This is a genomic window from Variovorax sp. CF079, assembly GCF_900101545.1.
Lineage (GTDB): Bacteria > Pseudomonadota > Gammaproteobacteria > Burkholderiales > Burkholderiaceae_C > Variovorax.
The window spans coordinates 39,369-50,972 of the sequence record NZ_FMZU01000009.1 but is presented as its reverse complement, the minus strand read 5'-3'; the positions used below and the strand labels follow the sequence as shown (position 1 = coordinate 50,972).

The following is an 11,604-nucleotide window of genomic DNA, read 5'->3' as shown; positions in this document are numbered from 1 at the left end:
GAGCATCGCCGCATCGTCATCGACGAGGAGAGAACCCTCATGCTTCAGACACTTCGAAATTCCGTGCTGCTCAAGGTCTTCGGCCTCCTGGCCCTGACCCTGCTGTTGTGCATCCCGCTCGGCCAGATCGAATCGCTCAACCGCGAGCGCGGCCACAGCCAGCAGGAGGCAGCGCAGGAGCTCGCCGCCACCTATGCGGGCGCACAAACCGTGATCGGGCCCTTGCTGGTCGTGCCCTACGTGGAGCGCTGGATGGAACCGCTGCGCGACGCGCAGGGGCGGATCGTCGGCCAGGAAGGGCGCAGCAAGGAGCTGGCGCACCTGCTCTTTCCGGACAAGCTGCACATCGAGGGCAGCCTGGCGCCCCAGGAGCGCTATCGCGGGATCTTCAGGATTCCCTTCTACACGCTGAACGCGTCGCTGGCCGGCGCCTTCGCGGCCTTCGATCCGGCCGTGGTGCCGTCGAGCGAGAAGGGTTCGACGATCGAGTTCAAGCCGCCGTACGTGGCCTTCAACGTCAGCGACCTGCGCGGGCTCGACGGTTCGCCCGCGCTGCAGGTCGGCGCCGAGACGCTGCGCTTCCAGCAGCGCCTGCCGGGCCTGGCCGACGAGGCTTGGCTTGCGAGCGGCATTCATGCGCCGCTCGCAGGCAGCGCGCTGGCGGCATGGCAGGCGAAGCAGCCGCTGCCCTTCCAGCTCAAGCTCGGGCTGGTCGGTCAGGAGAAGCTGTTGATGGTGCCGATCGGCGAGGAGACCACGGCGCATCTGACATCGCCCTGGGCGCATCCGAGCTTCGGGGGCCGCTTCCTGGCTTCGGAGCGCACCGTGACGGATCAGGGCTTCGATGCGCGCTGGCGCGTCTCCTCGCTCGTGACTTCGGCGCGCGAGGAAGTGCGCGGCGGCATGAAGAGCGCCAATGCGCCTGCAGCGCTGCAGAGCTTCGACGTCTCGCTCGCGCAGCCGCTCAACGTCTATTCGATGTCCACGCGGGCGGTGAAGTACGGCCTCCTGTTCATCGGCCTGGTGCTGATGGCGGCCTTCATGTTCGAGCTGTTCCGCAAGCTGCGTCTGCATCCGGTGCAGTACGGGCTCGTCGGTCTCTCGATCGCGCTGTTCTTCCTGCTCCTCCTGGCGCTGTCCGAAAAGGTGGCGTTCTGGCTGGCCTACGCCGGCGCGGCGGGTGCCAGCGTGCTGCTGCTGGCGGTGTACTTCAGCGCGGTGCTGGGCGGCTGGCGGCGTGGCGCCTCCTTCGGCGCCTATGTGGCACTGCTCTACGGCGCGCTCTACGGGCTGCTTGCGTCGGAGAGCAACGCGCTGCTGCTCGGCGCCTTGCTGATCTTCGGCATGCTCGCCGTGCTGATGCTGGCGACGCGCAAGGTCGACTGGTATGCCTTGTCGACCGGAGGCGGCAAGACTGTCGCCGCTGCCGGAGCGCAGTCATGAAGCCCGGCTTGCGACGCCTTCTGTTCTGGAGCGCGACCGTGGCGGCGGGCGGCGCGGTCGCGCTGCTGTGCGCTGCCGGCATCGCCGTGGCGGTGATCGATCCGAAGCTGCCGGATGTCTCGGAGCTTTCCGACTACCGGCCCAAGCTGCCGCTTCGGGTCTTCACTTCCGACGGCGTGCTGATCGGCGAGTTCGGCGAAGAGCGGCGCCAGCTCATCCCGATCGCCGACATGCCCCGGTCGCTGAAGGACGCGGTGGTCGCGGTCGAGGATGCGCGCTTCTACGAGCATGGTGGCGTCGATGCCAAGGGCCTGCTGCGCGCGGTGCTCGCGAACCTGCGGCATGGCACGCGCCAGGGCGCGTCCACCATCACGCAGCAGGTGGCACGCAACGTCTACCTGAGCTCGGAGCGCACGCTGACGCGCAAGATCTACGAGGCGCTGCTCGCGTTCCGGCTCGAAGAGCGGCTCAGCAAGGACCAGATCCTCGAGATCTACCTGAACCAGATCTTCCTCGGCCACCGCGCCTATGGCTTCGCCGCGGCTTCGGAGGTTTATTTCGGCAAGCCCTTGAAGGACATCACGCTCGCGGAGGCCGCCATGCTGGCGGGTGTGCCGAAGGCGCCCGATGCCAACAACCCGCTGAAGAATCCGCGTCGCGCGCGGGCCCGCCAGTTGTACGTGCTCGACCGCATGCAGGAAGTCGGTGCGATCACCGCCGCGCAGGCGGTGGAGGCGAAGAAGGAGGTGCTGCATCTGCGCGACCCTTCCGAGCCGAAGCGCCTGCATGCGGAATACGTGGCGGAGACGGTGCGCCAGTTGATGTACGCGCAGTACGGCAGCAGCATCTACACGCGCGGCCTCAAGGTCACGACCTCGCTCGTCGCGGCCGACCAGGCGGCGGCGTACAAGGCATTGCGCCGCGGCATCATGGACTACGAACGGCGCCAGCCCTATCGCGGTCCCGAGCGCTTCGTCGACCTGCCCGCCGATCCCGCCGAGCTCGACGATGCCGTCGATGAGGCCCTGGCCGAGCATCCCGACAACGATGACGTTCTCTCCGCCGTGGTGCTGCAGGCCGACGCGAAGGAGGTCAGCGCGGTGCGCGCCAACGGCGACGAGCTGCGGATCGCGGGCGAGGGCCTGCGCCTCGCGCAGGCCGGCCTGTCGCAGCGCGCGGCCCCGAACGTGCGCGTGCGGCGCGGCGCGGTGATCCGCGTCGCGAAGACGCCCAAGGGCACGTGGGAGATCGTCCAGATGCCGGAAGTCGAAGGCGCCTTCGTTGCGCTCGACCCGCGCGACGGTGCGATCAAGGCGCTGGTGGGCGGCTTCGATTTCGGCAAGAGCAAGTTCAACCACGTGACGCAGGCCTGGCGCCAGCCGGGCTCGAGCTTCAAGCCCTTCATCTATTCGGCCGCGCTCGAGAAAGGCTTCACGCCGGGCACCATCGTCAATGATGCGCCGCTGTTCTTCGACGCCGGCGCGACCGGAAGCCAACCGTGGGAGCCGAAGAACTACGACGGCACTTTCGGAGGGCCGATGTCGCTGCGCCATGCGCTCGAACAATCGAAGAACATGGTCACGATCCGGGTGCTCGAATCGATCGGCCCGCGCTACGCGCAGGACTGGATCGGCAACTTCGGATTCGAGCGTGCCAAGCATCCAGCCTACCTGCCGATGGCGCTCGGCGCAGGCTCGGTCACGCCGATGCAGATGGCGGCCGCGTACGGTGTCTTTGCGAACGGGGGCCATCGCGTCAGCCCCTGGCTCGTGACGCGCATCACCGGCCCCAAGGGCCAGGTGCTGGTCGAGGCCGAGCCGCCGGCGCGCGACGAAAGCGCACGCGCCATCCCGCAGCGCAACGCCTTCGTCATGCGTTCGCTGCTGCAAAGCGTGGTCACGAACGGCACCGGCTTCAAGGCCTATCAGGCGCTCCAGCGCCGCGACCTCTACGGCAAGACCGGCACCACCAACGATTCGATCGACACCTGGTTCGCCGGCTTCCAGCCGAGCCGCGTCGGCATTGCCTGGATCGGCTACGACACGCCGCGCCAGCTGGGCGTTCGCGGCGAGACCGGTGGCAGCCTGAGCCTGCCGATTTGGACCGGCTACATGCAGGCGGCGCTGCAGGGCGTGCCGGTGGCCGAGCTGCCGGCGCCCGACGGCGTGGTGAAGGTGGACGGCGAGTGGTACTACGACGACTACGCGCCGGGCCGCGGCATCACCAGCCTGGGCATCGAGACCGGCCCGACGCCGCCGGCCGAGGCGCTCGCCGCGGTGCCGGTCAGCGCGATGCCGCCGCCGGAGGAACGCAACCGGATCCTCGAGTTTTTCAGATAGAGCCTTAGTGCGACGCCAGCGGCAGCGTGAGCGTCGCGAGCGCGCCACCGCGCGGCGCGTTCGCAAGCTCGATGCGGCCGCGGTGCAGCGCCGCGATCTCTTTCACGAAGGCCAGGCCGAGGCCGGTGCTCTTCTTCTGGCTGTGCGGGCGCGCAAGCGAATAGAACTTCTCGAACACCTTGTCTTTCGCGTAGTCGGGAATGCCGCGGCCGTGGTCGCGCACGGTGATGCGGGCCTCGCGCGCGCCGGCGTGCAGCGCGAGCGCGACCTCGGCGCCCGGCGGCGAGAAGTCGATCGCGTTGTCGAGCAGGTTGCTGACCGCGCGGCGCAAGAGGAAGGGATCGCCCTCGACGCGGACCTCGGTGTCGATCGCGACATGCAGGCGGATCTCACGCGCCGCCGCTGCGCCCTGGGCGCTCGCCGCCACTTGCCGCAGCAGCGGCGCCAGCGCGACCGGCTCGCTGCGCTCCAGCGCGCGCTGGGTTTCGAGCGCCGTCAGCTCCATCATGCGGTCGACGATCTCCTGGATGCGCTCGGTCTCGCTTGCGATGTTGGCGAGGAAGCGCTCGCGCTCGGCCTGGGGCATCGAGGGTTCCTGCAACAGCTCGGCCGCGCCGCGAATCGCCGACAGCGGGCTCTTGATCTCGTGCGTGAAGGTCTGCACGTAGTCGGCCACATAGCTGCGGCCGGTCAGCGCGTCGCGCATCTCGCCGAAGCCGCTGCGCAGCGTATCGACCGCGCGGCGCACCATGCGCGCGAGGCTCCAGCTGCGCTGGCTGCGCAGCCAGCGCAGGTAGTCGGAGATCAGGCCGAAGGGCCGCACCAGCCAGACCGACATGATGAGCGCCAGCAGCAAGAGCGCGAAGGCCGAGCCGACGCCGACCCACAGCGTGCGGGCGCGTGCGTCCTCGACGAACTGGCCGAAGCTTTGCACCGGCTTGCCGACGCTGACCACGCCGACGATCTCGTTGTTCCAGCGTATCGGGGCAGCCGCGTACATCACGGAGGTCATCGGGTCGCCTTCGATGTCGCGCGAAGTGCGCGCGCCGTAGACGCCGGCCAGGGTGCGGCTCACGTCGCTCCACTTCGAGAAGTCGGCGCCGACGCTGCGGCCGAGCGAATCGAAGAGCACGCGGCCGCTGCGGTCGGTGACGTAGATGCGCAGCTCGACGCGGCTCTTGTGCAGGTTGTAGATCTGGGCCGAGAACTGGCGCGCGTAGGCCGAACGGAACACCGGCTCCAGCCGCGCGATGTTGATCGCACCGGCGATCACGTCCTGCTCGATCAGGCTGGCCATCAGCTGCGAGGTCTCGACCAGCGACTCCTCGGCCGACTCGCGGTAGCGCGGGTCGATGTCGGACACCACGCGGTAGAGCAGGAAGGCGATGCCCGCCGTGTAGATCAGCAAGATGCCGATGAAGATGCGGGTTCTGCGACTCAAGGGATGGCCCCCACGCTCGGCACCGCGTGTCCTCGCTGCCCCCCGAGGGGGCCGCAGGCCGCCTTGGGGCGGCCCGGCGCCGGCCTGATGCTCATCTCCGATTCGCCGGCAGCTCTTCGTTGAGCGCATAGCCTGTGCCGCGCAAGGTGCGGATCGGCTCGACCTCCGGCGCGATGGCGCGCAGCTTGGCGCGCAGGGTCTTGACGTGCGCGTCGACCGTGCGGTCGAAGCTGTCGCTGGCATCGTCCCAGACCAGTCGCAGCAACTCGTCGCGTGTGAACACGCGGCCCGGGCGCTGGATCAGCAGGCGCAGCAGCCCGTACTCGTAGCGCGAGAGTTCGAGCAGGCGGCCGTAGTAGCGGATCTGCATGCGCTCGGCGTCGAGCGCGAAGGGCGTGGCGGGTGGAGTGGCCGCCGGTGCAACGGGCGTTGCCGGCATCGAGGCGCCATTGCCGCGCCCGCTGCGCCGCAGGATCGTGCGCACGCGCGCCACCAGTTCGCGCGGCGAGAAGGGCTTGGCGATGTAGTCGTCGGCGCCGAGCTCGAGGCCGACCACGCGGTCGATCTCGTCGCTGCGCGCCGTGAGGAAGAGCATCGGCACCTCGGCGCCGCCGGCTTCGCGGTTCAAGGCCTGCAGGCGCTTGAAGAGCTCGAAGCCGTTCATGTCGGGCAGCCCCACGTCCAGGATCGCAAGCGCGGGCGGATCGGCCGCGAACTGCGCGATGGCCTCCTCGGCCGTGGCGCACCAGACGGGCACGAAGCCGTCGGTCTTGAGCACGTACTGCAGGGTGTCAGCGATGCCCGACTCGTCTTCGGCGATCAGGATCCGGGGGTTGAAGGGCATGGGCCGGATGGTAGCCGGCCGGAACCTTTGCGCCGCAGCTCGAACGAACAGGGTCTTGCATTCTGGAGAACCGCACCGTGACCCCATCCGAAACCCGGGCCATCGTCACCCTCAGCCTGCTGGCAGCCTTTGTCGACGGCGAGAAGCACGAGCGCGAACGCGCCGAGATCAAGCGCATTGCCGAAGGACTCTCTGAGGCCGACGGCGTGCAGCTGCCGATGCTCTACCAGGACGTGCTGATGAAGCGCGTTTCGCTGCCTGCGGTGGCTGCTGAATTGAAGAGTTCCGAATCGAAGCAGCTCGCCTACGAGATGGCGGTCTGCGTCTGCGATGCCGACGGCACGCAGTCGGAGGCCGAGCGCATGTTCCTCGCCGACGTGCGCACTTCGCTCGGGCTTGATGCGCCGGCGGCCAAGCAGTTCGCGAAGGAGGCCGAGGAGATCGCGGCGGTGCCGCTGTCGACGGCCGTTGCCGCTGCTGCGCCGTCCGCCACGGTCGACAACGCCGAGCTCGACCAGGCGATCCTCAACGCCGCGATCCTGAACGGCGCGCTCGAGCTGCTGCCCGAGACGCTCTCGACCATGGCCATCATCCCGCTGCAGATGAAGCTGGTCTATCGCATCGGCCGCGCGCACGGCCACGAGCTCGACAGCGGCCATGTGAAGGACTTCCTCGCCACGGTGGGCGTCGGCCTGACTTCGCAGTACCTCGAACAGGCCGGCCGCAAGCTGCTGGGCGGCCTGCTCGGCAAGGTCGGCGGCGGAATGCTGCGCGGCCTCGGCAAGCAGGCGGTGAGCTCGGGCATGAGCTTCGCGACCACCTATGCGCTGGGCCATGTCGCCAAGCGCTACTACGCAGGCGGCCGCACGCTGTCGATGCAGATGCTGAAGGAAGCGTATGCGAGCGTCACGCAGGAAGCGCAAGGCCTGCAGACGCGCTACCTGCCTGCGATGCAGGAGAAGGCGCGCACGCTCGATGCCGGCAAGATCTTGTCGATGGTGCGCAGCGCCTAGCTGGCCCCCACGCTCCGTCACTTCGTGTACTCGCTGCCCCCCGAGGGGGTGCAGGCCGCCTTGGGGCGGCCCGGCGCCGGCCTAGTGCAAATCGAAGCAGCAGCCCGCGTAGTAGGGCTTGTCGCCGCCGTCGACGAAGGGCACCTCGATCGGCTTGCCCTCGTTGCGCCAGGCGTCGCGTCGCTTGTAGCCGGATTCGGCGAGCTCGGCGAGGAGCTCGTCGTGGTGCTGGATCCGGTAGGGACAGACGGCGAAGCCGATGCTGTTGAGCGTGTAGAGCGTGCGCTCGGGATGCACCGCCGTCGTGTTGAGCACGATGCGCCGTGGCTTCACGGGCAGCGCGGCAATGATCTCGGACATGCGCGTCGGCAGGTACTGCAGGCTGCCCGAGGCGTAGAGCACGTCGCAGCCGCTCGCGTCGCGCCAATCGGTGGTGAAGCCGAGCTGCGCGCTGGCCTCGCGCTGCACCGCGAGCTCCCGGCCGCTCGCCACCACGTTAGGCACGTCGCAGACGGTCCAACGCAGGTCGGCAGGGTAGTTGAGCATGCGGCGGAAGGCGTAGTACTTGATGCCGACATGGCCGCCCAGGTCGAAGATGCTGCGCATGCCGTCGTCGAGCGCGCGGCCGAGCCAGAACAGGCCGGGGTAGTCGTAGAAAGCGACCTGGTGACTGTAGAAGGCGTCCGCCGGGGCGTTGTCGTATCCGATGGCCTTGGAGGGCGGCGCGCCGGCTTCGGCAGCGGCGAAGCTCTCGAAGGAACCCATGAACAGGTTCTCTTCGCGGTTGTCCAGGAACTTGCGCCGGTAGGCAGCTTCGCGGACCGATGAGGGCAGCAGATTCGACAACATGGAAGCCTCTTTGCTCACGGTGGATGCAGCGCATATTTTGCACTTTGAAACAAAAGTATTCAACTGTTTCGTGCGTTCTCGGTGTCGCCGGTCGGCATCCGGGCCGGGCCGGGGTTCACTGCGCCTGGTAGCCGGCGTTCTCGATCGCCACGATGATGTCCTGCCGCGGCTGATGGCTCAACACGTCGACATGGCCGGTTTCGAGATCGACCGTGACCTGCGCCTCGGGGTCCACCGTCTGCACCGCGTTCTGCACGGCGCTCGCGCAATGGGCGCAGCTCATGCCCAAGACCTGGAATTTCTGGCTCATCGTTGCTCCTTTCATGGGGATGATGCGCAAGTGTCAACCTTCTCACGTTGTCAATGTCCAGTACAGGGGCGCTCGTCCCTTGCCGTATCCTCGCCTGCGGCCCGCGGTAAGCCCCGGTAACGAACTCTCTTTTCCCTTTCCATGCGAATCCTGCTGGTCGAAGACGATGCGGTGCTGCGCGGCGTGATGCTGCGCAGCCTGGGCGATGCCGGACACCGCGTCGACGTGGCGGCGAATACCGAGGACGCCGACCACCTGTGGCGCGTGCAGCTGTTCGATGCGGTGCTGCTCGATCTCAGCCTGCCGGCAACGGCCAGCCCGACCAGCGGCCTCGCGAGCGGCCTCACCGTGCTGCGCCACGCACGCGCGCGCGGCGACCGCACGCCGGTGCTGGTACTGACCGCGCGCGATCGCACCGAAGAGCGCATCGCCGGCCTCGATGCGGGCGCCGACGACTACCTCGGCAAGCCCTTCGACCTGGCCGAGGTCGAGGCCCGCCTGCGGGCGCTGGTGCGGCGCGCACAGGGCACCGAGGACATCGCCACGCTGGGCCGGCTGCGGCTCGACCGCAAGGCGCGCCGTTTCTCGGTGGCCGGCGCGCCGCTGGACCTGCCGGCGCGCGAGTTCGAGGTCTTGTGGGAGCTGATGAGTCCGCCGGGCCGCACAGTCAGCAAGCGGGCCATGTCCGACAAGCTGTCGAGCTTCGATGAAGCCCTGGGCGACAACGCGCTGGAGGCCTTCATCTCGCGCCTGCGCAAGAAGCTCGCGGGCAGCGGCGCGGCGATCCGCACGCTGCGCGGCATCGGCTATCTGCTGGAAGCGGCCGAGTGAAGCCGGCGCCGCGCCGGGCGTCGGCGGGCGCGCCTTCGCTCACTTCGCGCGTGCTGCGGCGCGTGCTGCTGCCGCTGGCCCTGACCTGGCTGGTGGGCACCGCGGTCGCGGTGGCGGTGGCCGGCCACTTCACCGAGCAGGCCTTCGACCGCGCCTTGCTCGACGATGCCTATTCGGTGTCGGCCAACGTGGAGGCCGGCGAGCGCGACATCCAGCTGCAGCTGTCGCCGCGCGAGGTCACGAGCGTGCTGTTCGACCAGTCGGAGCAGGTCTACTTCGCGGTGCTGCGGCCCGACGGCTCGCGGCTCGCCGGCCACGCGGGCCTGCAGGCACCGGCGCCGGAGGAGGGCGCGCGCTATCGCTTTTCCGATGTGAACTACGAGGGGCAAGCGCTGCGCGCCGTGGTGTTGAACCATGACGCGCCCAAAGCCTTCCGCGTCGTGATCGCGCAGACCACGCGCGCCCGCGCCGCGCTGGTCGAACGGCTGCTGCTCTATTCGCTGGCGCCGCAAGGTGTGCTGCTGGCGCTTCTGGCCGTGTGGCTGTGGCGCGGCATCGAAGGCGAGCTGCGTCCACTCGGCGAACTGCGCCGGACGCTGGACCAACGCGATGCCCACGACCTGGCACCGGTGCCGGTGGCACGCAGCTCGCGCGAGCTCGAACGCCTGGGCGAGACGCTCAACGCCCTGTTCGAGCGCTTGGGCCACAGCGTGCGTGCGCAGCGCGAGTTCGCGGGCAACGTGGCGCACGAGTTGCGCACGCCGCTGGCCGGCATCCGCGCGCTGGCCGACTACGGTCTCGCGCAGCAGGCCCCGGCCGTGTGGCGCGAACAGCTGCAGCACATCGCCGCCAGCCAGGCGCGCGCCAGCCACCTGGTCGACCAGCTGCTCGCGCTGGCGCTGGCCGACGAGGCCCGCACCGGCCTGCAGCGCGCGCCGCTTCGGCTCGACGAGCTGGTGGAGCAGGCGGTGCTGCGCCATCTCGCGCGCGCCGATGCAGAGGGCGTGGATCTGGGCGCGCTGGGTCTCGACCAGCCGGTGACGGTGCAGGCCAATGCGGCGCTCGTCGAAGGCATCCTCGACAACCTGATCGACAACGCGCTGCGCTACGGCGGCCGCACCATCACCGTCGAGCTGGCGGGCCGCACGCTCGGCGTGGTCGACGACGGCCCCGGCATTGCGCCCGAGGTGCAGCGCGACCTGATGCAGCGCTGGTCGCAAGGACCGGCCGGGCAGAAGCTGGGGCAGGGCGCCGGCCTCGGGCTCGCGATCGTGGCGCGCCATGCCGCGCTGCTGGGCGCCGAGCTGCGCTTCGACAAGGCGTCCGAAGCGGGCGGGCTGCGGGTCAGCGTGGCCTTCGCGCCGAGCCCGCCCGGGGACGATCAGCCCAGCGCCGGATAGTCGATGTAGCCCTTCGCGCCGCCGCCGTAGAAGGTGTTCTTGTCCCAGGGATTGAGCGGCGCGCCCTCGCGCAGGCGGCGCACCAGGTCGGGATTGGAGATGAAGGGCTTGCCGAAGGCCACGAGGTCGTCGCCTTCCTTCAATGCCTCTTCGGCCAGCGGCTTGTCGTAGCCGTTGTTCACCATCCAGGCGCCCTTGCCGCCGGCCCGGCGGTAGGCGGCCTTGAGGGCTTCGTAGTCGAAGGGGCGGTCTTCCAGCTCGCGCGGGCCGCCGGTGGCGCCCTCGACGACGTGGATGTAGGCCAGCTTGAGCGTGGCGAGCTGTTTCACGACGTATTCGAAGAGCGGCTGCGGATTCTCGTCGTGCACGTCGTTGGCCGGCGTCACGGGCGAGATGCGGATGCCGGTGCGGCCGCCGCCGACCGCGTCGACCACGGCACGCGTCGCTTCGAGCAGCAGGCGGGCGCGGTTCCCGATGCTGCCGCCGTAGTCGTCGCTGCGCTTGTTGCTGCCGGTCTTGAGGAACTGGTCGAGCAGGTAGCCGTTGGCGGCATGCACCTCGACGCCGTCGAAGCCGGCGGTCTCGACGGCGTTGCGCGCGGCGGCGGCGTAGCCGTGGACGATGCCCGGCAGCTCGCCCGCGTCGAGGGCGCGCGGCTCGGAGGTTTCGACGTAAGTGGGAACGCCGTCCTTGATCAGCACGGTCTTGGTCTTGGCCGTGATGGCCGAGGGCGCGACCGGCTGGCCGCCATCGGGCTGCAGCTCGTTGTGCGAGACCCGGCCCACGTGCCAGAGCTGGACCACGATCTTGCCGCCCTTGGCGTGCACCGCATCGGTCACGCGCTTCCAGGCTTCGAGCTGCTCGCTGCCGTAGAGGCCGGGCACGTCGGCATAGCCCTGGCCCTGCTGGCTGATCGCGGTGGCTTCGGTGATCAGCAGTCCGGCGCTGGCGCGCTGCGCGTAGTAAGTGGCCGCGATATCGCGCGGCACGGCGTTGGGCGAGCGATTGCGCGTGAGCGGCGCCATGACGATGCGGTTGGCCAGCTTCAGGTCGCCGGCCTGGATGGGGTCGAAGAGGGAGGACATCGGTTCTGCTTGTTGGGGTGGATGAACAGCGCGAACGGTAAACCGGCGC

At 69.1% G+C, this 11,604-nt stretch carries 10 protein-coding genes; 5 read left to right on the top strand and 5 right to left on the bottom strand.

What is annotated here, in order from left to right; all coding sequences use genetic code 11:
• The first annotated feature begins 39 nt into the window (after positions 1-39).
• The gene (creD, locus tag BLS74_RS34785) at positions 40-1,443 is read left to right on the top strand and encodes a cell envelope integrity protein CreD (protein ID WP_093107346.1); all 1,404 of its coding nucleotides are present in this window, start codon (positions 40-42) and stop codon (positions 1,441-1,443) included.
• Positions 1,440-3,782 (top strand): penicillin-binding protein 1A, encoded by a 2,343-nt coding sequence (locus BLS74_RS13580; RefSeq protein WP_093107001.1) that lies wholly within the window; start codon positions 1,440-1,442, stop codon positions 3,780-3,782. The genes creD and BLS74_RS13580 overlap by 4 nt, the downstream gene beginning before the upstream one ends.
• A gap of 4 nt (positions 3,783-3,786) precedes the next feature.
• Here BLS74_RS13580 and creC read toward each other — a convergent pair whose 3' ends face one another.
• Positions 3,787-5,223 carry a two-component system sensor histidine kinase CreC gene (creC, locus tag BLS74_RS13575; RefSeq protein WP_093106998.1) on the bottom strand — a complete coding sequence of 479 codons (1,437 nt, stop codon included), beginning with the start codon at positions 5,221-5,223 and terminating at the stop codon, positions 3,787-3,789.
• A gap of 91 nt (positions 5,224-5,314) precedes the next feature.
• Positions 5,315-6,067 (bottom strand): two-component system response regulator CreB, encoded by a 753-nt coding sequence (gene creB / locus BLS74_RS13570; protein WP_093106996.1) that lies wholly within the window; start codon positions 6,065-6,067, stop codon positions 5,315-5,317.
• 77 nt (positions 6,068-6,144) lie between these two features.
• Here creB and BLS74_RS13565 point away from each other — a divergent pair, with 77 nt between their 5' ends.
• Positions 6,145-7,080: a YcjF family protein gene (locus BLS74_RS13565; protein ID WP_093106993.1), complete on the top strand. Its 936-nt coding sequence runs from the start codon at positions 6,145-6,147 to the stop codon at positions 7,078-7,080.
• 81 nt (positions 7,081-7,161) lie between these two features.
• Here the strand turns inward: BLS74_RS13565 and BLS74_RS13560 are convergent, their stop codons facing one another.
• Entirely contained in the window at positions 7,162-7,929 is a 768-nt protein-coding gene (locus tag BLS74_RS13560) for a TIGR04325 family methyltransferase (protein WP_093106990.1), read from the bottom strand.
• A 115-nt stretch (positions 7,930-8,044) separates the two neighbouring features.
• The gene (locus BLS74_RS13555; protein ID WP_093106988.1) at positions 8,045-8,239 is read right to left on the bottom strand and encodes a heavy-metal-associated domain-containing protein; all 195 of its coding nucleotides are present in this window, start codon (positions 8,237-8,239) and stop codon (positions 8,045-8,047) included.
• Between the two features lie 141 nt (positions 8,240-8,380).
• On the opposite strand from BLS74_RS13555, the gene BLS74_RS13550 reads away from it, so the two are divergent.
• Both BLS74_RS13550 and BLS74_RS13545 read left to right on the top strand, forming a co-directional pair.
• On the top strand, positions 8,381-9,070 hold the full coding sequence (locus tag BLS74_RS13550) for a response regulator transcription factor (RefSeq protein ID WP_093106985.1): 690 nt from the start codon (positions 8,381-8,383) through the stop codon (positions 9,068-9,070).
• On the top strand, positions 9,067-10,470 hold the full coding sequence (locus BLS74_RS13545; protein ID WP_093106983.1) for a sensor histidine kinase: 1,404 nt from the start codon (positions 9,067-9,069) through the stop codon (positions 10,468-10,470). The genes BLS74_RS13550 and BLS74_RS13545 overlap by 4 nt, the downstream gene beginning before the upstream one ends.
• On the opposite strand, the gene BLS74_RS13540 is transcribed toward BLS74_RS13545, so the two are convergent.
• Complete coding sequence (locus BLS74_RS13540) at positions 10,452-11,555, bottom strand: alkene reductase (protein ID WP_093106980.1); 1,104 nt, start codon at positions 11,553-11,555, stop codon at positions 10,452-10,454. The two genes, BLS74_RS13545 and BLS74_RS13540, sit on opposite strands and share 19 nt — an antisense overlap.
• Between the last annotated feature and the right edge of the window lie 49 nt (positions 11,556-11,604).